Source organism: Tsuneonella sp. CC-YZS046 (assembly GCF_035581365.1).
Taxonomy (GTDB): Bacteria; Pseudomonadota; Alphaproteobacteria; order Sphingomonadales; family Sphingomonadaceae; genus JAWKXU01.
In genome coordinates, this window is record NZ_CP141590.1 from 1,708,692 (window position 1) to 1,729,621 (window position 20,930).

A 20,930-nucleotide genomic window follows, 5' to 3' on the forward strand; every position below is an offset into this window, starting at 1 on the left:
CCAAATGTTGCAAGCCATGGCCCTTTTTCGGTTCGGCGTTCTCATAGCCGAAAAATCGTCAGGTCAAGCAGCAATTCATCGGACGCTGAGCACGAGCAGCAAATCGTGGTTTACCAATCTTTAAACGGCTTGGGTTTAGCTTAGCCCCATGTGCCGGTAAGGCCGGTGCGCGGCCATTCGAGGGGCGATGAAAGCCGAACTTCCACGGAACCTGTTCCGGACGAGCCGGCCCGCGCCTCTGGCGGGGCCCGCTCTCGCATGGAAATCATTCTTTCGCGATTTCAGGCGGGAAGATCTGACAATCTGCCTGCTATCTCTTGCGATCCTTTCCGGTGTCATTATCGCCCTTCATGCGATTGGTGCGGAAGGGCCCGGTGCAAGCTGGCTGGCCGTCAATATTCTCGTCTATTTCAATGTGCTGATCTATGCGGTTCTGATCGACGCGGTCATGCGCATTCTGAAGGCAAGGCCGGAAAAGCCCCTGCACTTCGCCTTCGCTTACATCTTCAGTCGCGCCAATCTTCAGAAGATCGCCTGCGCAATTCCGGTAATCATTGCGGTAGGCGCGTTCATGCCCGGATTCTCGTCCATCAAGAGCTCGATCGAGCTCTTCTCGAGCTTCACCTGGGATACCACCTTCATTGCACTTGACCGGAGCCTTCATGGCCAGGACCCATGGCGCTTGCTGCAACCCTTTCTGGGCTATCCGGGAATCACCCAGCTTCTTTCATCGGCATACCATCTCTGGTTCATGCTGATCTATTTCGGCCCGATATATTTTGCCGTTTACGGCACGGATCGCATGCTGCGCCTGCAGTTCTTCCTGGCCTTTTTCCTCACCTGGACGATTTGCGGAATGGTGCTTGCCATCGCCTTTGCATCGGTCGGCCCATGCTTCATTGGCCCTCTTCTGGGAAATGGCTATTTCGCGGATCAGATGGGCTATCTGAGCGACGTGCATCGCATCTTCCCACTTTTCACCGTGGAGATCCAAGAGCAGCTCCTCTTGTGGTACAAAGCAGGCGATCATGGCTTGGGACGCGGCATAACCGCGATGCCGTCCATGCATGTGGCTCTGGCGTTCCTGTATGTTCTGGCGATGAGAAGGGTCAGCAAACCGCTTGGCTGGCTGTTCGGCACCTTTTGCCTGCTCATCATGCTGGGCTCGGTTCATCTGGGCTATCATTACGCGGTCGACGGATATGTCGCGATCGCAGTGACGGCGGCAATCTGGGCAGCCGCCGGGGCGCTAGCAAAGAGGTTGCGGACCATGCCAGCCCCCATGGCTCTCCTCGCTCGTTCGAATGGAAGTATGAAGCTCGCCGCGACATCGACAATATGATCCGGCAGGCCATTGACGAGCGAAACTGAAAGCGCCCGGCGCCAACCTCGGCCTTAGGACAATATCAACGTTCGTCATTTATTCACCACGTTCAATCAGGCGTTTTCGATCCATATTCAATGGCTCGGCGACTGAGCGAAGCCAGGAAGCGACCCGCGGGGAAATAGCAAATGAGCGCATTTGGACGTAAGAACGGCATTGGCGGAATGGGCCCTGGCGCCCGTCCGACCTTTGGCGTGGCACGGCCGATGAAGAGTGGCGGAACGCAGAGCGAGAAGCCCGCGCGCGGCCCCGTCCCTGGCGGAGGTCAGTTCCCCGCCATCCCCGGAGAGCTTACCGAGCCTTCCCAGGCAGGTGCCGTCAGCCCGGCCGGCAAGGGCGATGCGATGAGCCGCCTGTCCGACCGCGCGAACAATGTGGTGGACAACGAGCACAAGCTGGAAGGCTTCGAAGCCAGCGTCCACAAGATCAAGGAACAGGTTCTGCCCCGCCTGCTGGAGCGCGTGGACCCCGAAGCAGCCGCCACGCTCAGCAAGGAAGAGCTGACCGAGGAATTTCGCCCGATCATCATGGAAGTTCTGGCGGAATTGAAGATCACCCTGAACCGGCGCGAGCAATTCGCCCTGGAGAAGGTGCTGGTCGACGAATTGCTGGGCTTCGGCCCGCTGGAGGAATTGCTGGGCGACCCCGATGTCTCCGACATCATGGTGAACGGCCCGAACCAGACCTATATCGAAAAGAAGGGCAAGCTCCAGCTCGCCCCCACGAAATTTCGCGACGAAGCGCATCTGTTCCAGATCGCCCAGCGCATCGTCAACCAGGTCGGCCGCCGGGTCGACCAGACAACGCCGCTCGCCGACGCCCGTCTGAAGGACGGCAGCCGCGTCAACGTGATCGTGCCGCCGCTTTCCCTGCGCGGCACGGCGATATCGATCCGTAAGTTTTCCGAGAAGCCGATCACCATCGACATGCTTCGCGACTTCGGCTCCATGAACGACAAGATGGCGACCGCGCTGAAGATCGCCGGCGCCTGCCGCATGAACATCGTGATCTCCGGCGGCACCGGCTCCGGCAAGACCACCATGCTCAACGCCCTCTCCAAGATGATCGATCCGGGCGAGCGCGTGCTGACCATCGAGGACGCGGCGGAGCTTCGCCTGCAGCAGCCGCATTGGCTTCCGCTGGAAACCCGCCCGCCGAACCTGGAAGGGCAAGGCGCGATCACGATCGGCGACCTGGTCAAGAACGCGCTGCGTATGCGCCCGGACCGGATCATCCTGGGCGAAATCCGCGGCGCCGAATGTTTCGATCTGCTCGCCGCGATGAACACCGGCCACGACGGATCGATGTGTACGCTCCACGCCAACAGCCCGCGCGAATGCCTCGGCCGTATGGAAAACATGATCCTGATGGGCGACATCAAGATCCCGAAGGAGGCGATCAGCCGCCAGATCGCGGAATCAGTGGATTTGATCGTTCAGGTGAAGCGCCTGCGCGACGGTTCGCGCCGCACCACCAACATCACCGAAGTGATCGGCATGGAAGGCGATGTGATCGTGACCCAGGAGCTGTTCAACTTCGAATATCTCGACGAAAGCGAGGACGGCAAGATCATCGGTGAATTCCGAAGCTCCGGCCTGCGCCCCTACACACTCGAAAAAGCGCGGCAGTTCGGGTTCGATCAGGCTTACCTGGAAGCCTGTCTCTGAGGCCTAGCCGCTCGTCCAGTCGTGAACGGCGAAGGCGAAGAAAACCAGCGCCGTGAACAATGACAGGATCGACACGGTCGGCCAGGGCATGAAGCCCACCGAATCCAGCCGGGTGCGCTTGAAACGCTGCCTGTCCTTCCAGCTTGCGAAGCCGGAAAAAACAAGGAACGCCATGCCCAGCAAGGCAAGTTTTACGACGTCCGGATAAAGCCGGATAAATTGAACGCCCATGGTCATGGAATGCGCCCATAGTGCAAGTGATCCGGCGACTCAATCAACATGCTTGATCGAAACGCGATGCCCCCTAAAGCGGGGGCATGGCCAACTCGCCCCAGTCGCGTCCTCTCCTCGCACTCAGTCTCCGCCTTCTCGCAGTCGTCTGTCTTTCCACCATGGCCATGCTGGTGAAGCTCGGCGGGGATCATGGGGTGCATCTCTTCGAGATCATGTTCTGGCGCCAGTTCATCACGGTGCCGCTGATCCTCGCCTGGCTGTTCTTTCACAGGCAGCTGTTCCTCCTGAAAACCCCTCAGTTCGGCGCCCATATCCGCCGGGCGGGCCTGGGCGTGTTCGGCATGTCGCTGATGTTCGGCTCGTTTCTGGTCCTGCCGCTGGCGGAGGCGACGACCCTGAATTTCACGGTGCCGCTATTCGCCACCCTGCTGTCCATGGTGATGCTGAAGGAGCATATCGGGCTGTGGCGCTGGTCCGCGCTGGCCATGGGCTTTGCGGGCGTGATCGTCATCACCCAGCCGGGCAGCGGCCACCTGCCCGCGCTGGGCGCCGCGCTGGGCCTGGGTTCGGCATTCCTGATGGCGCTGCTGTCGATCTACATCAAGGATCTCAATCGATCCGATCACCCGCTGACCATCGTTTTCTGGTTTGCGGCCCTGGGCGCGCCGCTCACGGCGCTGAGCCTGCCTTTCGTGATGACGCCGCATGACGGCACGACCTGGGCGCTGCTGATCGCAACCGGGCTGGCGGGCACGGCGGCCCAACTCCTGCTTACACTGGCCCTTCGCTTCGGTGAGGTTTCGAGCGTGATCGTGATGGATTACACGGGCTTGATCTGGGCCACGCTTTACGGCGCGCTGATCTGGAACCACCTGCCGCCCGCCGCCACATGGTTCGGCGCCCCGCTCATCATCGGCGCGGGGCTTATCATCATCTGGCGCGAACATGCACTCTCTCGCGCGCATACCCTAGGTGTCACGCAGCCTTGAAGGAACCGGGCATCGTTTACAGCGTTGGGCAGGGAAAAGCGCGAATGCGCGAACGGATAGATGGAAGGAACTCCTATGCTCCGCAAAATTCTGTTGGCCGTGGCCGCCGGTTCGATCGCCCTTGCCGCAACCGCCTGCAACACTGTCAAAGGCGCTGGCCGGGATATCGAATCGGTAGGCGAAGCGGGGGACAAGGCTCTCTAGGGCCAGGACCTGGAGCCGGACAATTCGCGATCGACCCAATGCCCGCCGGCTTCCGGCGGGCATTTGTCTTGCGCCGTTCATAATTAATGCCGTTCACAATTAATGATCGAGTCAGGCGGGGGCGGGCAGGAGGCCGCACTGAAGCTGAGAACAGAAGGAAACATGGATGATTCGCAATCTGCTGCTTGCCTTGATGCTGGGAACCATCGCGATCGGCGCAACCGCCTGCAACACGGTCAAGGGTCTGGGCCGGGATATCGAATCCGTGGGAGAAGCAGGCGACCGCGCGATATGATGGCCGCTGCGGCTCACGCCTTCCGGTAAACCAGGGTCAGGTTGTTCGCGGGCATCTCGATGCGCCGTGTGCGGGCAAAACCACGGCTTTCGGCAAGGCTGTCCAGGCTGCTCAGCTGACGCAGGCCCCATTGCGCATTGCGCGCCTTCAGATTTTCGTCGAACGCGAGATTGGTGGGGGCCGTTTCCACATCCGCTTCCAGATAAGGCCCGTAGAGGACCAGCGGGGCGCCTGACGCCAGCAGCGCCTGACCCCCGGCGAACAGACCCTCAGTGGCTTCCCACGGGCTGATGTGAACCATGTTGATGCAGAGAATCGCATCGGCGCGGGATATCGGCCAATCGCGCATTTGCGTGTCGAGATACAGCGGAGCGCGAAGATTGGGCGTTCCCTCGTCCACCCGCCAGGCCGCAATCGAAGCCAGCGCCTCGCGCGACGGATCGCTCGGCTGCCACTCCAGACCGGGATAGCGCCCCGCAAAATAGATGGCATGTTCGCCCGAACCGCTGGCGATCTCGAGCAGCAGCCCGTATCGGGGCAATTCCTGGTCAAGGATAACCGCCAGCGGTTCGCGGTTGCGGGCAGTGGCAGGGGCATGTTGCTTCATGTCAGAGCTTTCCCATTCGGCAGGCCGAACATCGCGCTCGTTAGCCGGTGAACCGGCGCGCAGCGCGCAGCAAGGCGTCGTGTTCGTGGATGAAGCGTCCTCCGGCCTTCTCGCGCGCCAGGCCAAGCATGGCTTCGACCAGCCGCTCCGCCGAGATCGATCGCCATGCCCGATAGCGGCCATTCAGGAACAGATCCATTATCGGGCTTAGAAGCATAATCAGGCGCTCCCCCAGCCTGGAATCGTCGGCCCTCGCCCCACGCAACAGTCCGGGGCGGACAATATCCAGCCGCGTGAAGCGCAGCTTCATCAGAGCCTGCTCCACTTCACCCTTCACCCGAAGGTAGAGATGCTTGCTGGCCAGGTCCGCCCCCGCCGAAGATACGAAGATGAACTGCCTTGCTCCCGCTTCCCGGGCGGCATGGGCGACCGCCAGGACAAGCCGTTCGTCCACCGCGCGAAACGCCTGCTCGTCCTTCCCCGCCTTGCTCCAGGTCGTGCCCAGCGCACAGATAACCGCTTCCGGCTGCAACGCCCACAAGGTTTCGGCCCAGTTCTCCGTATCGGCCACGAACATTTCCATTCGGGCGCCCGGCGGCAATTCCATCCGCTGCCGCGCGATCGCCCCCAGACGGATGCCGGGCAATCCGACGCAGCGAGCGATCAGCGTCCTTCCCACAAGCCCCGTCGCGCCGACCAGCGCGATGCGCATGTCAGACATTGCGCAGACCCGCCGGCGTCCTGCCGAAAATATGGGCATGCTGATCGATCGCATACCGGTCGGTCATTCCGGCAATGAAATCCGCAATATGGCGGCTGCGGCCCGGCTCGATGTCCGGCAGGGTTTGGAACCAGCGTTCGGCAAGCAGGGAGCTATCCCGCAAAAACGCCGAAAACAGCCTGGCTATGACCTCGCGGGCCGTTTCCGCCGCCGCCGCCTGATCCGGATGATAATATAATCTGTCATACATGAAGCGCTTGAGCTTTCGCTCCTCGACTGCCAGCGTCGGAGAAAACGACGCCAACGGGCGGCCCGCCGCGCGGATTTCCTCAATGGAGAGGACGTCTCGCGTATTCTCGCGCGTCTGCGCGACCAGATCGTTCACCATCAGGCCGATCTGGCCCCGTATCAATTCCCGCAAGCGCCTGTCCTGCGGGGCATGGGGGAAACGCTTCTCGACCCGGCGCCATTGATCCGCGATGAAATCCAGCGTGAGCAGGTCGTCCAATTGCAGGAAGCCGGCCCGCAAGCCATCGTCTATATCGTGATTGTCATAGGCGATGTCGTCGGAAAGCGCGGCAACCTGCGCCTCAAGCGACGGCCAGCTGCCAAGCTCCAGCGGAAACGCCGTATCCAGTTCGGCAAGCGCCCAGTTCGGCGCCACGACCGGCCCATTGTGCTTGGCCAGGCCTTCCAGCACCTCCCAGCTCAGATTCAGGCCGTCATGATCGCAATAGGGGCTTTCCAGCCGCATCAGAGTGCGCAGAGACTGGGCGTTGTGATCGAAACCGCCGCACGGGCGCAGGGCTTCATCCAGCGCCTGCTCGCCCGCATGGCCGAAGGGCGGATGGCCGATATCATGCGCAAGGCAGAGCGCTTCGGCCAGATCCTCGTCCAGGCCAAGCGCACGCGCCACCACCCGGCCGATCTGCGCGACCTCGAGGCTGTGGGTCAGTCTGACGCGGTAATGATCGCCGTCGGGGGCAATGAACACCTGCGTCTTGTGGCGCAGGCGGCGAAAGGCGATGGAATGAATGATCCGGTCGCGGTCGCGCTGAAATTCGGTACGGGGGCCGCGCGTTCCGGTGCGATCCTCAGCAAACTCGCGGCCACGCGACTGCGCGGGATCGGCGGCAAAGGAAGTGCGGGTCATCGGTCGCGAGTGCTACGCATTCGGACAGGGGTTGGCAATGGGCGAGGCCGCTGCCAACCCCTGTCCGTTCAATCCTCGCCGAGAATCCAGTCCGCCGCCTTTTCCGAATGTATCCGCGTGCAATCGTAAATCGGCAGCACATTGGCATCCACATCCACCAGCATTTCCAGTTCCGTGCAGGCCAGCACGATCGCCCGGGCGCCTTCCTGCGCCTTTACCGTGATAATGGTCTTGAGCGTCCGCTCCGCACTGCGCGTAACCTTGCCGTGCATCAACTCTTCATAGATGATCCGGTCCAGCGCCTCGACATTGCGCATGTCGGGCGGCAGCAGATCTATCCCATGCGCCACCAGCCGCTGGCGGTAGAAGCTCTCCGTCATGACATTGCGCGTGCCCATCAGCGAGGCGATCTTCACACCATCCGCGCCCATGCGTTCACCCACGCATTCGGCGATGTGAAGGATGGGGATGCTCACCGCATCGGCAACCCGGTCATAGACCTTGTGCATGGAATTGGCGCCGATTATCACCGCCCCCGCCCCGGCCTGCTCCAGCCGCCGCGCCGAAGCGATCAGCACTTCCGCCGCGCGGTCCCAATCCTCGGGCGAGGTCAGTCCGCTCAATTCCGTGAAGTCGAGACTTTCTATCAGCAGGGGCGCACTGGCCATCGGAAAGCCAGCACGCTGCTGAATGATCCGATTGATATGCTCGTAATAGGTACGGGTCGAAACCCAGCTCATTCCGCCGATCAGACCAAGTTTACGCAATGTCCCGATTTCCCGCTGCCACCATGAACCAACCCTGGCAGTCCGCCCATAGCCGAATCAACCGCCGGGGAAGATTAGCTGTGGCGAATATGCGACGGCAAGCATTGCAGGGCCGCTATTCCACTACCGCCCCGCATGACGATCTCAATGCTGGAGCGCCTTGACGATCTCCTCCACCATCTTCTTCGCGTCGGCCAGCAGCATCATGGTCTGATCCATGTAGAACACATCATTGTCGACGCCGGAATAGCCGACACCGCCCATCGAGCGCTTGATGAAGAAGATCGTCTTGGCCTTGTCCACATCGAACACGGGCATGCCGTAGATCGGGCTGGACTTGTCAGTGCGCGCGGCCGGGTTGACGACGTCATTCGCGCCGATGATGAAGGCCACGTCGGTCTGCGCGAACTCCCCATTGATGTCTTCCAGCTCGAAGACTTCATCATAGGGCACGTTCGCTTCCGCCAGCAGCACGTTCATGTGGCCGGGCATCCGTCCGGCAACCGGATGGATCGCATATTTCACCGAAACGCCCGCTTCCTTGAGCAAATCGCCCATCTCGCGCAGCACATGCTGGGCCTGGGCGACCGCCATGCCATAGCCGGGGATGATGATGACCTGGTTCGCTTCCTTCATCAGGAAGGCGGCATCTTCCGCGCTGCCGCGCTTCCATGGGCGATCCACCTTGGCCGCGCCACCGGCGCTGTCGCCGGAACTGTCCGCGCCGAAGCCGCCCGCGATCACCGAGATGAAGCTGCGGTTCATGGCGCGGCACATGATGTAGCTGAGGATCGCGCCCGAGCTGCCGACCAGCGCGCCGGTCACGATCATCGCCGTATTGTGGAGCGTGAAGCCCATCGCCGCGGCGGCCCAGCCCGAATAGGAATTGAGCATCGAGACGACGACCGGCATGTCCGCCCCGCCGATCGGGATAATCAGCAGGAAGCCGATCAGGAACGACAATAGGGTGATGGCCGCGATCACCTCGATCGACTGATCGAGCGTGAAATAAGCGGTCAGCCCAACGATCAGCGCCAGCGTGCCCAGATTGATCACATGGCGGGCAGGCAGCAGGATCGGCGCCCCGCTCATCTTCCCGGCCAGTTTGAGGAAGGCGATGACGGAACCGGAGAAAGTGATCGCGCCGATGGCGATGCCCAGCCCCATTTCGACCCGGCTGACCGGATTGATGACGCCATCCTTCAGGATCTCGAACGCGCCGGGATTGAGATAGGCAGCCCAACCCACCAGCACGGCGGCCAAGCCGACGAGGCTGTGGAAGGCAGCCACGAGCTGCGGCATGTCGGTCATCGCGATCTTGCGGGCAATGACCCAGCCGATCCCGCCACCGATCGCGATCGCGATCAGGATTTCCGGCAGGCCCGCGATGTCATGCGTGACCAGCGTCGTCACCACCGCGATCAGCATGCCGACCATGCCGAAGCGATTGCCGCGCCGGGACGATGCCGGCGACGAGAGGCCGCGCAGCGAAAGGATGAAAAGAACGCCGGCCACGAGATAAGCGAGCGCAACCCAAGGATTCACGGCATGGGCGACATCCGCGCCCGTCGATGCGCAGGCCGGGCCTGCTCCCGAAATCATCATTCCGGCGAAAGCCGGAAGCGCCAGCCACCGGCGCGCATTCTTGCGACCCGAGGTTCCAGCCTGGGCCGGGGTGACGTCAAGATAGCGGGAGCCCATCACTTGCGCTCCTTCTTCTTGTACATCGCCAGCATCCGTTCGGTCACGGCGAAGCCGCCGAAGATATTGACGCTCGCCAGCACGACGCCGACCAGCCCGAGCCACTTCGCAGCCGGAACGCCTGCGGCGGCAGCCGCGATCAGGGCGCCGACAATGATGACCGACGAGATTGCGTTGGTGACCGCCATCAGCGGCGTATGCAGCGCCGGAGTGACCGACCAGACGACGTAATAGCCCACGAAGCAGGCCAATACGAAGATCGACAGGATAGAGATGAAATCCATTTGCGGCCCCCTTCCCGCTCAGCCCGACAGGCGCTGATTGACGACCTTGCCGTCCTTGGTCAGGCGCACGGCATCGCCGATTTCCTCATCGAGGATCGGCCTGCCCTGCTCCTTGTCCCAGAAGGCGGAGAGGAAGTTGTAAAGATTGCGCGAGAACAAGGCCGATGCATCAGCCGCGAGATGCGCGGGCGTGTTGGAATAGCCCATGATCTTCACACCATGACGTTCCACCACCTGATCGGCCACGGAACCTTCGACATTGCCGCCCTGCGCGACCGCGAGGTCGAAAATGACGCTGCCAGGCTTCATCGAGGCGATCTGGGCGTCTGAAATCAGGCGCGGCGCGGCCCGGCCCGGAATCAGCGCCGTGGTGATGACGATATCCTGCTTGGCGATATGGCTGGAAACCAGCTCGGCCTGCGCCTTCTGGTATTCCTCGCTCATCTCGGTGGCGTAGCCGCCCGCGCCCTCACCCTCGATCCCGGCCACGCTCTCCACGAAGATCGGCTTGGCGCCGAGCGACTGGATCTGCTCCCTGGTGGCGGAACGCACATCCGTGGCGGAAACCTGCGCGCCCAGACGGCGGGCCGTCGCGATGGCCTGCAGGCCCGCCACGCCCACGCCCATGACGAAGCAGCGCGCCGCGGTGATCGTGCCTGCGGCGGTCATCATCATGGGAAAGGCGCGGCCGTAGGTATCGGCGGCGGCAATCACCGCCTTGTAACCGGCAAGATTGGACTGGCTCGACAGCACGTCCATGGATTGCGCACGGGTGATACGCGGCATGAATTCCATGGCCAGCGCCTCGATTCCCGCCGCCGCATAGGCATCTATCCGGGGACGCTGCCCGAACGGGTCCAATACCGCCGCCAGCAAGACACCCGGCTTGGCGCCGGCCAGCAAGGCAGGTTCCGGCCCCTGAACGCCGAACACGATGTCCGCATCCTTGACCACCGGATCGAGCGCGCCGACTTCGGCGCCAGCTTCCCGGTAGGCCTCGTCGCTGATCGAAGCATCCGCTCCAGCGCCGGTCTCCACGGCGACAACAGCCCCAAGAGCGATGAATTTCTTCACCGTTTCCGGGGTTGCCGACACCCTGCTCTCGCCGTCCGCCCTTTCCTTAAGGACGGCGATCCTCACTGAAGCTGCCATCGAGGTCAGGCGATCAGGATAAGCACTAGCAGCACGATCAACGCGATGATCGGCGCGGCCCACTTAATCATCGTGATGAAGCCGCTGTAGGTCTTTTCAGCGGCTTTCATGTCATTTGCCGAACCCATGAACTGCTGTCCCTGTTCTTGAAGAATGATGTCGGGAGGCTCTACCGCCCATGGCAGGGCGGTCAAGTGCGCAATATCGCTTCATGCCCTGCATTCTTGCCATTCCTCACTACACCCATGGACCGCCTTGCCGATCAGCCTTAATCAGACCTTTACTCCTGCTGGCTAAATCCTTGTTCGTGCCAGATAGGGACATACGGGGGACCATGGCGGAACCGGAACAACGCCTGCTCATGCTGATCGACGATGAACCGGCGCAAAGCCGGTTGATCAGCGCGCTCGCCGCCCGCGAGGGTTGGCGCACGATCGTGGTTGGCGATTCGGAAACGGCGATCGCCACACTGGGCACGCGCGATGGAATGCAACTGGGCGCGATCATCCTGGACCAGTGGGTGCCCGGGGATGACGCATGCGCCCTTATTTCAGAACTCAAGGTCCGCCGCCCCGCCCTGCCTATCCTCATGCTCACCACCAGCGCCTCGCCACTGCTGGCGGTGGAAGCGATGCGGGCCGGAGCCACGGACTATCTCGTGAAGCCGGTGGCGCCGGACCGGCTGATGCAGGCGCTGCGCAGCGCGACCACTCGCGAAACGCCGCGCGACGAATTGCAGCCCCTGGCCGAAAAAATGCCGGCCACGCTCGATTTCGACGCCATGATCGGCACCGCCCCCGCCTTTCGCGATGCCCTGGCGAAAGCGGCCAAGGCCGCTCGCGGCCACGCACCGCTGATCATCGAAGGCGAAAGCGGAACCGGCAAGGAAATGCTGGTCCGCGCGATCCACGCCGCTTCGCCGAGAGCGAAGGCGCCGCTGCGCATCATCAATGTCGGGTCGGTTCCGGCCAACTCGATCGAATCAATGCTGTTCGGGCATGAAAAAGGGGCGTTCACCGGAGCTTTCGACCGTCAGATCGGGGCATTGCAGCATTGTGACGGCGGCACCCTGGTGCTCGACGAGATCGACCTCCTTCCGCCTTCCGTCCAGGAAAGGCTGGGCGAGGCGATAACCACCGGCCAGGTGCGCCCAATTGGCGCAAACCACCGCTTTCGCGTGGACATCCGCTATATCGCCGCGGCCAATACCCGATTGCAGGATCTGGTCGAGGACGGGCTGTTCGACGGCAATCTGCTCAACGCCCTGTCCATCACCAGAGTCACCCTCCCCGCGTTGCGCGACCGGACCGGAGACATTCCTGGCCTGTCGCGGCATTTCCTTCACCGCATCGGCGAACAGCCGGGCCTGCGGCCTCTCGGCATAACCGACAGCGCGCTCGCCTTGCTGGCGGCCTATGACTGGCCCGGCAATGTAAGGCAGCTTCAGGCGGTGCTGTTCAGAGCAGCCGTATTCTGCGAAGGCGAAGCCCTCACCGCCGACGATTTCCCGCAATTGAAGGAACTCCTCGGGACCAGCGCAAGCCCGCCCCCGCCGCTGCAGGAAAGCGTCGGGGTGATGCTGTTCACAGCCGACGGAAATCTGCGGCCTCTCGAAGATATCGAAGCCGATATCATCCGCCTCGCCATCGGGCATTATCGCGGCCGGATGACGGAAGTGGCGCGGCGCCTCGGCATCGGGCGCTCGACGCTCTACCGCAAGCTCGGCGATCTCGGGATCGAGAATTCCAACGCGGCCTGAGGGCGCGCCTCCCGGGAAAGCTACTCAGGCAGTTCGGAAAAATCGGTAAGCGCCGCGTCGCGCATTCCGCGCCACACATTGCGGGCCTGCACGGTTTCCGCGACATCATGCACGCGCAGCAATTGCACGCCCGCATTCATCCCGGCGATCGCGACGGCCAGCGAACCGCCCAGCCGCCGATGCACGGGCGCTTCGTTCGAAAGAGCGCCGATGAAACGCTTGCGGCTCGCACCCAGCAGGATCGGATGGCCGAGCGCATGATAAAGCGGCAGGGCGTTCAGCACCGCAAGGTTGTGGGCCAGCGATTTGCCGAAGCCGATACCCGGATCTAGGATGATGTTCGCGCGCGCGATTCCCGCTTCGACTGCCGCATCCCTGCGCGCCTCCAGCCAATCGAACACATCCAGCGCGGGCATTTCGTAGTCCGCGCAGTCATGGAGATCCTGCCCCTCGCCCGGCGCATGCATGAGCACCACCGGAACGCCGGTTCCTGCCGCGAATTCCAGGGCGCGCGGATCATGGCGCAGCGCGGAAACGTCATTGATGATCCGGGCGCCGGCCTGCAACGCCGCTTCCATGACACCTACACGGCGGGTATCGACGCTGATCGCTGCTCCCATCGCCGCCAGATGCTCGATTGCGGGAATGACGCGCTTCAGTTCATCCCCTTCCCACACTGCCGCCGCGCCGGGCCGGGTCAATTCCCCGCCCACGTCGATCAGCGCCGCCCCCGCTTCGAGCATGGCAGCCGAATGATCGCGGGCCTCCACGGGATCATCCAGGAATTTGCCGCCATCCGAGAAACTGTCCGGCGTGACGTTCAGTATCCCCATCACTTGCGGCTGATCCAGCCGGATGCTGCGCTCGCCACCCGTTCTCAGCGCAAGCATCAGCGGCGGGTGAGCGATGCGCAGGTCGGCCCATTGCGCTTCCGCCCGCGATCCGAGATCGGCGGGCAAGGCCGCCAGCGCTTCCGTCATTTGAGCAGCCGACACGCGCCTTCGCGAAACTATCCGGCTTCCTTCGCGTACGATCAGGGCGAAGCGATGGGCATAAACCATCCCGCCGCCGAGCCGGATCGCTTCCCCTTCCTCGCTCTGAGGGCTTTGCGAAAGGCCGATCGGGCGAATGTAGATCTTCCGGGTCAGGGCACGTCTCCGTTCGCGATCAACCTATCGAGCCACGAATGGCGCGCTATTCGTCCTTCGGCAAGCTCGGGACGAAGGGACTGGAGTTCAGTCCTCGACCGTCAGCAGGAACAACTGGCGCAAGGCGTCGAGCGGCTTTGCCGAGCCCTCGTGCTGGAGATGCCAGAAAGTCCAGCCATTACAGCTGGGCGCGTTTTGCAGCACCTTGCCGACATGGTGGATCGAGCCGGTTTCCTTGCCCGCTTCAACGGAACCGTCGGCGCGCACAACGGCACTGAAACGGCGCTTCTTGTCGAAAATCTCCGTGCCCGGCGCGATCCAGCCGGCTTCCACCAAAGCGCCGAACGCCACGCGCGGCGCTTCCTTGCGGCTCTGCATTGTCGTCAGGGCGCTTTCGTCCAGCGGCAAGGCCATTTCGATCCGTTCGCGGGCGGCTTCGCGATAGATGTCCTCACGCTCGCAGCCGATCCATTCACGCCCGAGGCGCTTGGCCACCGCGCCGGTCGTGCCGGTGCCGAAGAACGGGTCCAGCACCACGTCGCCCTTTTCGGTGGTCGCCAGCATGACGCGATAGAGCAGCGCCTCCGGCTTCTGCGTCGGATGGACCTTGTGCCCCGCCTTCTTTAGCCGTTCCTGCCCGGCGCAGATGGGGATGACCCAGTCCGAACGCATCTGCAATTCGTCATTCAGCGTCTTCATGGCGCGATAGTTGAAATGATACTTCGCCTTTTCCCCCATCGAGGCCCAGATCAGCGTTTCATGCGCGTTGGTGAAGCGCGTGCCCCGGAAATTCGGCATCGGGTTCGACTTGCGCCAGACGATGTCGTTCAGAAGCCAGAACCCCATGTCCTGCATCATCGCGCCGACGCGGAAGATATTGTGATAGCTGCCGATCACCCAGATTGCGCCGTCGGGCCTGAGCACCCGGCGCGCCTCGGCAAGCCAGGCCCGCGTAAAGGCATCGTAGGCCGCGAAGCTATCGAAATGGTCCCAGTCATTCGTAACCGCATCGACATGGCTGCCGTCCGGCCGGTTGAGATCGCCGCCAAGCTGGAGATTATAGGGCGGATCGGCGAAAATCAGATCGACCGAAGCATCGGGCAGGCTGCGCATAGCCTCCACGCAATCGCCCGCCAGGATCTGCCCCAGCGGCAATTTGGCCCGCACCTGATCTTCGGACGCGCGGACACGCGCCCGGGCTTTGGTCAATACCTGCCCCATAACCGTCCTTTTACCCCCATATTTATCCACAGGGTGAGTCCAATGGAGTCCCGCGTCAAGCTCGGTTTGGCTCGGGAAGCTCTCAGATCATGGTTAACAGGGGCCTAAGAAGGGCAGGAACACAACGAGTCCGGCACAGCATCTGGCCCTCGATCGCCCCAGGCGACTCGATATGTTGCGGTGTGGCCGGGAAGACTCGGCCCCGAAAATTTTTTTCGATTACAGCAGTTCCAGTTGCGCCACGGGGGCGAAACTGCGGCGATGCAACGGGGTTGGCCCATGGATGCGCAAGGCTTCCAGATGATCCCGGGTGCCGTAGCCCTTGTTCCGTTCCCATCCGTAATGCGGGTGGGAAAGCGCCGCCTGGCACATCAGGCGGTCACGATAAGTCTTGGCGATGATCGATGCCGCGGAAATGCAGGGTTCGAGGGCATCGCCGCCCACGATCGGCCGGGCCGGCCACCGCCATTCCCGCCGTCTCCCCATCGGCGTCAGATTGCCATCGACCAATACCTGCCCCGGTTCCCGCCGGATGATTTCACACAGGCCGGCCACCGCCTTGGTCATCGCCAGCATGGTCGCGCCAAAGATGTTCAGGCTATCGATCTCATCCACTTCCACCACGCCCACGGCCCAGGCGCATCGTGCGCGGATCGCGCCTTCCAGCTGCTCCCGGCGCGCTGCGGTGAGCTTCTTGGAATCGTCCAGCCCGGCCGGGCGAGGCTTGCACAACAGCACCGCCGCGGCCACAACAGGGCCGGCAAGAGGCCCTCTGCCGGCTTCATCGACCCCGAAAACGACCTCCTGCCCGCCAATTTCGGACCCAAATGCGGGATGAGGTGTTCCTGCCAGCATGTTCCCACGCAAATACATATCCGCCCTGATCCTATCCGCCACATTCATCTCCGCAAGCTGCGGAGCGGAAAGTGTCGGGGACAAACAGACCGACAGCGTTTCAGCTCAGGAAGCGGGAAGCCTGGCCAATCCCGAAGCAATATTCGAGATCAGCGAGCGCGGCACCTTCGACGAGCCCTGGGCCATGGCGTTCGAACCAGGCACCGGCAATCTGTTCATCACGGAAAAGCGCGGCGCCATCAAAGTCGTCCGGCCCGATGGCCGGACCGGCTCGGTAGGTGGCGTGCCCCGCGTGGATTACGGGGGCCAGGGCGGGTTGGGCGATTTCGTTTTCGCGCCGGACCATGCGGACAGCCGCATGGTCTATCTGAGCTGGGCGGAAGCGGGCCAGGGTGACACGCGCGGCGCGGCGGTGGGCCGGGCGAAGCTCGCCTGCGCGGAAACCGGCGATTGCCGGCTCGAAGGGCTGGAGGTCATCTGGCGGCAAGATCCCAAGGTCAGCGGACGCGGCCATTATTCCCATCGCATCGCCTTTTCGCCGGATGGGGAATATCTCTTCATCGCCTCGGGCGACCGGCAGAAGATGGCCCCCGCGCAGGACGTTTCCAACAATCTGGGCGCGATCGTGCGGCTCAAGCCCGACGGCAGCCCGGCCCCCGGCAATCCATTCGCGGAAAAAGGCTCCGCCAATCCGGAACTGTGGTCGATCGGACACCGCAACATCCTGGGCCTGCGGTTCGACGCCAGCGAGCAATTATGGGATCTGGAGCATGGCCCGCGCGGCGGCGACGAGCTTAATCTCGTGAAACCCGGCGCCAATTATGGCTGGCCGCTGGTGTCCGATGGCGATCACTACAATGGAACGCCGATCCCGGACAACGACACGCGGCCCGATCTGGCCGCTCCGGCCATCAGCTGGACCCCGGTGATCGCGCCGGGCAATTTCATATTCTACTCCGGCTCCCTCTTTCCCGAATGGCAGGGCCAGACCCTGATCCCGGGGCTGGAAAGCGAGGCTCTGGTCCGCGTGGAAATCATCGGCGGCAAGGGCGTGGAGCGGGCGCGCTATGACTTCGGCGCACGCCTGCGCGACATCGCCCAGGGGCCGGACGGGGCGATCTGGCTCATCCAAGACGGCCGGAGCGCCCGTTTGCTGAAATTGACGCCGAAGCGCGCCCGGTAAAAACAATCGACATTCAGTGCCCCGCACACTATCGGCGCGCGGCCCATGGCTGATCTGATTCCCCTTTCCGAAATCGAGCCCGCGTTGATCGAGGAATTGCTGGATCGCGCCTTCGAGCCGGATCGCCGCAAACGGACCGCCTATCGCATTCGCGAAGGCATGGAATGGCTGCCGGGCCTTAGCTTCGCCGCAATCGACAACGAAGGCTATCTGGTCGGTACCATCCAGACGTGGCCGATCGCCCTGACCGACCCCAATGGCCGGCCGCATCCGATGCTGCTGGTCGGCCCCGTGGCCGTCCTGCCGGAGCATCAGGGCCGGGGATACGGCAAGGCGCTGATGCTGGCGATGCTGGCGGCCATCGATACCCGGGCACCCTTGCCGCTGGTGATGATCGGCGACGAGGAATATTATGGCCGCTTCTTCCAGTTCCGGGCCGCACTCACCCAGGGATGGCAGGTTCCCGGCCCGGTCGATCCGAAGCGCCTGCTCGTTCGATGCGAGAATCCCGCCACTCTGCCACGCGAAGGCATGCTCGGGCCTTGGCTAGGCTAGAGCGATCTGGCATCGCAATGGCGATGCCTTACGATCCGCCCCCCGAACTTGCCGCGCTGTCGCTGCCGGAACTTGCGGAAGCGGTCGCTTCGCGCAAGCTGCCCCCGCTCGAACAATGGAACCCGGCCGAACAAGGGGAAAGCCACATGCGCATCGCGACGGACGGACGCTGGTTCCACGAAGGCGGCGAAATCACCCGGCCGGCAATGGTGCGGGCCTTCGCATCGCTGCTCCTGCGCGACGATACGGGCAGGCACTGGCTGGTCACGCCATCCCAGAAACTGTCGATCGAGGTCGAGGATGCAGCCTTCGTCGCCACCGACATGGTGGAGAAACAAGGCGCGCTGGCGTTTCGCCTCAATACCGACGATCTGGTTCTGGCCGGCCCGGAAAATCCGCTTCGCGCTACGGGCGATCCTGACGTTCCGGCCATCTATCTGGCCGTCCGGCATGGCTGCGAGGCCCGCCTCAACCGCAGCACTTACGCGCAGCTCGCGGATCATGCCCTGGCGCATGGCGGCGATTGGACCGTCGAGAGCCAGGGCGCCCGTTTTTCCCTGATTCCGCAATGAACAGCCTGTTCGATCATCTGAAGCGGCTGTTCGACGAAGGCCATGCGCGGCGGATAGAGCGCCTGCGCGACGACGGCCAATATGCGCCCCCCGGCGACCCGCGTGCGGCGGCGGTGCTGATCGCGGTCACGGAACGCGCGGAACCCGGAGTATTGCTGATCCATCGGCCCGAGGCGATGCGCTCCCACCCGGGCCAGGTCGCCTTCCCCGGCGGCAAAGTCGATCCCGGCGAGGACGCCATAACCGCCGCCCTTCGCGAAGCGCATGAAGAGCTGGGTCTCGTGCCGCGCAATATCAGGATCATTGGCGCAACCGACGATTTCCAGACCGGCAGCGGCTTTCGCGTCACCCCGGTGCTCGGCGTGATCCCGCCCGACATTCCGATCGTTCCCAATCCGGCGGAAGTCGATCAGTGGTTCGAGGCTCCCCTGCGCTTCCTGCTGGACCCGGCCAACCGTGTCGTGCGAAGTGGCGACTTCGGCGGGATGCGGCGCGAATATCTCGAAGTGATGTGGGACAATCACCGCATCTGGGGTGTTACCGCGGCGATCATCGCCAATCTGGCCAGCCGGATTTCCCATGAGCATTTCTGATCGCCTCCCCGATGCGGAATGGACCGCGCGGGAAGATCTGGCCCGCCTTGCCGCAGCGCTTGGCCCGGGCAATCTGCGCTGGGTCGGCGGCGCGGTCCGCGACACGCTGCTCGGGCACGCTGTCAGCGATGTGGATGCGGCGACGCCGCTTCAGCCCGACGACGTGATGAAGCGGCTGGGCAAGGCGCGCATCCGCACCGTGCCCACCGGAATCGCGCATGGCACCATCACGGCGCTGCTGGCGGATGGCAATGTCGAGATCACCACCCTGCGCCGCGACGTTTCGACCGATGGCAGGCGCGCGACGGTGCAGTTCACCGACGACTGGCGGGAGGACGCGGCGCGGCGGGATTTCACCATCAATGCGCTTTATGCCGATCCGCAAACGTTGAAGATCTTCGACTATTTCGGCGGGCAGGAAGATCTCGCGGCACGGCGGGTTCGTTTCATCGGCGATGCACGGGAACGGATACGCGAAGATCATTTGCGGATATTGCGCTATTTCCGCTTCCAGGCCCGCTTCGGGGGAATGCTCGACGAAGAGGCGGAAAGCGCCTGCACCGAATTGCGCGATACGCTGAAGGGGCTTTCCCGGGAACGCGTGGCGATGGAGCTTCTGAACCTGCTCGCCCTTCCCGACCCTTCGCCCACAGTCGACAGGATGCATGGCCTGGGCATCCTGCAGGTGGTGTTGCCGGAAGCGGGGAAGCGCGAGCTTGCCACGCTCGCGCGGCTGATAGCGGCAGAGGCGCGTGCCGGCCTGCCTCCCAAGGCGCTGCGGCGCCTCGCCGCTCTGATCCCGCCCATTGCGCCGATCGCCGAAACGATCGCGGCCCGCCTGCGTCTTTCCGGCAAGCAGCGCAAATATCTCGCCTGCATTGCCGAGCGCACCACGGATGATGCCGATTTTCCGCGCGCCCTCGCCTATCGGGAAGGGTTGGAATGCGCCCGGGACAGGCTGCTGACAGGCGGGTTTCCCATCGACGCGCTGCACGGCTGGCACGTTCCCCAACTGCCCCTCAAAGGGGGCGATATCGTGGCCAGCGGGGTGACGGCGGGGCCACAGATCGCCCGCACCCTGCGGGCAGTCGAGGCGAAGTGGATCGAGGAGAATTTTCCCGGCGCGCAACGCGTCAAGGAAATTCTTGCGGAAACTCTCTCCGGACATTGAATGCGAGTAACCGCCCCAAAACTGCGTTGGATTGCGCGCATTTAACGTTTGGTTACTGGAACTGACCGGGCGATTCACTCATTTAGGCGGGGTGGGATGACCCGACTTCGAGGGAATTCCACGACAGCCCCCTCGGGGCTAGAGCCGCACCGCATCTCCGCTCGAGGTGCATCTTGAAGCTGGCGTTCGTCTTGCGCCAGCGCGGTTTCGATTTTCGCTATCCTGTGCAGATGCGTGGGATGTTTGCGCCGCTTCGGCGCAGGGATTTTTAATGATGAAGTTGGAGTTGGATATGAAGATTTCGAAACTGGCCGCGATCACTCTCGCCGCTTTCGCCACCGTTCCCGCCACGAGCGTCCTTGCTCAGGAGGCCGATGCCGCGGCTGAGGCTCCGGCTGCGGCTCCGGCTCTTGCCGCAGGACAGACGATTTACGGCCCCTCGGGCGAGGAAGTCGCCACCGTGGTCAGTGTGGCGGACGGCAATGTAGTGGTTAACACCGGCACGCAGGAGGCCACCCTCGCCGCCACTGCCTTCACCCAGGGCGAAAAGGGCGCGACGATCGCCTTCTCGAAGGATGAGCTGAACGCCGCGATCGAGAATGCGAACAAGCAGGCGGCCGCGAACCATGAAGGCCATCAGCCCGCGACGGGCGCTCCGGCGACCACCCCGGAAGGTGGCCAGTAAGCCATTTGATTCTTCCTTGAGAAGCTGCCT

The 20,930-nt window shown here is 63.0% G+C and carries 24 protein-coding genes; 12 read left to right on the top strand and 12 right to left on the bottom strand.

Annotated features, from left to right (window positions below; translation table 11 throughout):
- Positions 1 to 187: 187 nt before the first annotated feature.
- Positions 188 to 1,342 (top strand): phosphatase PAP2 family protein, encoded by a 1,155-nt coding sequence (locus tag U8326_RS08430; protein ID WP_324739697.1) that lies wholly within the window; start codon positions 188 to 190, stop codon positions 1,340 to 1,342.
- A gap of 170 nt (positions 1,343 to 1,512) precedes the next feature.
- Complete coding sequence (locus tag U8326_RS08435) at positions 1,513 to 3,051, top strand: CpaF family protein (protein WP_324739698.1); 1,539 nt, start codon at positions 1,513 to 1,515, stop codon at positions 3,049 to 3,051.
- Between the two features lie 3 nt (positions 3,052 to 3,054).
- Here U8326_RS08435 and U8326_RS08440 read toward each other — a convergent pair whose 3' ends face one another.
- Positions 3,055 to 3,288, bottom strand: coding sequence for a hypothetical protein (locus U8326_RS08440; protein ID WP_324739699.1), 234 nt, complete (start codon positions 3,286 to 3,288; stop codon positions 3,055 to 3,057).
- Positions 3,289 to 3,368: 80 nt separating this feature from the next.
- Between U8326_RS08440 and U8326_RS08445 the strand changes: the two genes are divergently transcribed.
- The 3 genes from U8326_RS08445 (at position 3,369) to U8326_RS08455 (ending at position 4,773) form a co-directional block, all read left to right on the top strand.
- A complete protein-coding gene (locus U8326_RS08445; RefSeq protein ID WP_324739700.1) occupies positions 3,369 to 4,274 on the top strand; it encodes a DMT family transporter in 906 nt (301 codons plus the stop codon).
- Between the two features lie 75 nt (positions 4,275 to 4,349).
- Positions 4,350 to 4,478: an entericidin A/B family lipoprotein gene (locus U8326_RS08450; RefSeq protein ID WP_324739701.1), complete on the top strand. Its 129-nt coding sequence runs from the start codon at positions 4,350 to 4,352 to the stop codon at positions 4,476 to 4,478.
- Positions 4,479 to 4,644: 166 nt separating this feature from the next.
- Positions 4,645 to 4,773, top strand: a complete 129-nt coding sequence (locus tag U8326_RS08455; protein WP_324739702.1) for an entericidin A/B family lipoprotein — start codon at positions 4,645 to 4,647, stop codon at positions 4,771 to 4,773.
- Between the two features lie 13 nt (positions 4,774 to 4,786).
- On the opposite strand, the gene U8326_RS08460 is transcribed toward U8326_RS08455, so the two are convergent.
- The 8 genes from U8326_RS08460 to U8326_RS08495 all read right to left on the bottom strand — a co-directional run bounded on the left by U8326_RS08460 (position 4,787) and on the right by U8326_RS08495 (position 11,352).
- Positions 4,787 to 5,380 carry a DUF938 domain-containing protein gene (locus U8326_RS08460; RefSeq protein WP_324739703.1) on the bottom strand — a complete coding sequence of 198 codons (594 nt, stop codon included), beginning with the start codon at positions 5,378 to 5,380 and terminating at the stop codon, positions 4,787 to 4,789.
- A 40-nt stretch (positions 5,381 to 5,420) separates the two neighbouring features.
- Positions 5,421 to 6,101 (bottom strand): NAD(P)H-binding protein, encoded by a 681-nt coding sequence (locus U8326_RS08465; protein WP_324739704.1) that lies wholly within the window; start codon positions 6,099 to 6,101, stop codon positions 5,421 to 5,423.
- Positions 6,094 to 7,254: a deoxyguanosinetriphosphate triphosphohydrolase gene (locus U8326_RS08470; RefSeq protein WP_324739705.1), complete on the bottom strand. Its 1,161-nt coding sequence runs from the start codon at positions 7,252 to 7,254 to the stop codon at positions 6,094 to 6,096. Before U8326_RS08470 ends, U8326_RS08465 begins: the two co-directional genes overlap by 8 nt.
- A gap of 68 nt (positions 7,255 to 7,322) precedes the next feature.
- Positions 7,323 to 8,021 carry an aspartate/glutamate racemase family protein gene (locus tag U8326_RS08475; protein ID WP_324739707.1) on the bottom strand — a complete coding sequence of 233 codons (699 nt, stop codon included), beginning with the start codon at positions 8,019 to 8,021 and terminating at the stop codon, positions 7,323 to 7,325.
- Positions 8,022 to 8,165: 144 nt separating this feature from the next.
- Positions 8,166 to 9,623 (bottom strand): NAD(P)(+) transhydrogenase (Re/Si-specific) subunit beta, encoded by a 1,458-nt coding sequence (locus U8326_RS08480; protein ID WP_324743561.1) that lies wholly within the window; start codon positions 9,621 to 9,623, stop codon positions 8,166 to 8,168.
- A gap of 98 nt (positions 9,624 to 9,721) precedes the next feature.
- Positions 9,722 to 10,006: an NAD(P) transhydrogenase subunit alpha gene (locus U8326_RS08485; protein WP_324739709.1), complete on the bottom strand. Its 285-nt coding sequence runs from the start codon at positions 10,004 to 10,006 to the stop codon at positions 9,722 to 9,724.
- Positions 10,007 to 10,024: 18 nt separating this feature from the next.
- A complete protein-coding gene (locus tag U8326_RS08490) occupies positions 10,025 to 11,158 on the bottom strand; it encodes an NAD(P) transhydrogenase subunit alpha (RefSeq protein ID WP_324739711.1) in 1,134 nt (377 codons plus the stop codon).
- Between the two features lie 5 nt (positions 11,159 to 11,163).
- Positions 11,164 to 11,352 (bottom strand): aa3-type cytochrome c oxidase subunit IV, encoded by a 189-nt coding sequence (locus U8326_RS08495; protein WP_324739713.1) that lies wholly within the window; start codon positions 11,350 to 11,352, stop codon positions 11,164 to 11,166.
- Between the two features lie 140 nt (positions 11,353 to 11,492).
- Here U8326_RS08495 and U8326_RS08500 point away from each other — a divergent pair, with 140 nt between their 5' ends.
- Complete coding sequence (locus U8326_RS08500) at positions 11,493 to 12,917, top strand: sigma-54 dependent transcriptional regulator (protein WP_324739715.1); 1,425 nt, start codon at positions 11,493 to 11,495, stop codon at positions 12,915 to 12,917.
- 20 nt (positions 12,918 to 12,937) lie between these two features.
- Here U8326_RS08500 and folP read toward each other — a convergent pair whose 3' ends face one another.
- The 3 genes from folP to U8326_RS08515 all read right to left on the bottom strand — a co-directional run bounded on the left by folP (position 12,938) and on the right by U8326_RS08515 (position 16,141).
- On the bottom strand, positions 12,938 to 14,065 hold the full coding sequence (folP, locus tag U8326_RS08505) for a dihydropteroate synthase (RefSeq protein WP_324743563.1): 1,128 nt from the start codon (positions 14,063 to 14,065) through the stop codon (positions 12,938 to 12,940).
- 87 nt (positions 14,066 to 14,152) lie between these two features.
- Positions 14,153 to 15,286 (bottom strand): site-specific DNA-methyltransferase, encoded by a 1,134-nt coding sequence (locus tag U8326_RS08510; RefSeq protein ID WP_324739717.1) that lies wholly within the window; start codon positions 15,284 to 15,286, stop codon positions 14,153 to 14,155.
- Between the two features lie 219 nt (positions 15,287 to 15,505).
- Positions 15,506 to 16,141 carry a ribonuclease HII gene (locus tag U8326_RS08515; RefSeq protein ID WP_324739719.1) on the bottom strand — a complete coding sequence of 212 codons (636 nt, stop codon included), beginning with the start codon at positions 16,139 to 16,141 and terminating at the stop codon, positions 15,506 to 15,508.
- Here U8326_RS08515 and U8326_RS08520 point away from each other — a divergent pair.
- The 6 genes from U8326_RS08520 (at position 16,140) to U8326_RS08545 (ending at position 20,900) form a co-directional block, all read left to right on the top strand.
- Positions 16,140 to 17,324 carry a PQQ-dependent sugar dehydrogenase gene (locus tag U8326_RS08520; protein WP_324739721.1) on the top strand — a complete coding sequence of 395 codons (1,185 nt, stop codon included), beginning with the start codon at positions 16,140 to 16,142 and terminating at the stop codon, positions 17,322 to 17,324. The two genes, U8326_RS08515 and U8326_RS08520, sit on opposite strands and share 2 nt — an antisense overlap.
- A 45-nt stretch (positions 17,325 to 17,369) precedes the next feature.
- Entirely contained in the window at positions 17,370 to 17,879 is a 510-nt protein-coding gene (locus U8326_RS08525) for an N-acetyltransferase (RefSeq protein ID WP_324739722.1), read from the top strand.
- Positions 17,880 to 17,902: 23 nt separating this feature from the next.
- A complete protein-coding gene (locus tag U8326_RS08530; RefSeq protein ID WP_324739723.1) occupies positions 17,903 to 18,451 on the top strand; it encodes a DUF1285 domain-containing protein in 549 nt (182 codons plus the stop codon).
- A complete protein-coding gene (locus U8326_RS08535; RefSeq protein ID WP_324739725.1) occupies positions 18,448 to 19,044 on the top strand; it encodes a CoA pyrophosphatase in 597 nt (198 codons plus the stop codon). Before U8326_RS08530 ends, U8326_RS08535 begins: the two co-directional genes overlap by 4 nt.
- Positions 19,031 to 20,215, top strand: a complete 1,185-nt coding sequence (locus U8326_RS08540; protein ID WP_324739727.1) for a CCA tRNA nucleotidyltransferase — start codon at positions 19,031 to 19,033, stop codon at positions 20,213 to 20,215. Before U8326_RS08535 ends, U8326_RS08540 begins: the two co-directional genes overlap by 14 nt.
- 292 nt (positions 20,216 to 20,507) lie before the next feature.
- Complete coding sequence (locus tag U8326_RS08545) at positions 20,508 to 20,900, top strand: hypothetical protein (RefSeq protein ID WP_324739728.1); 393 nt, start codon at positions 20,508 to 20,510, stop codon at positions 20,898 to 20,900.
- Positions 20,901 to 20,930 lie beyond the last annotated feature (30 nt).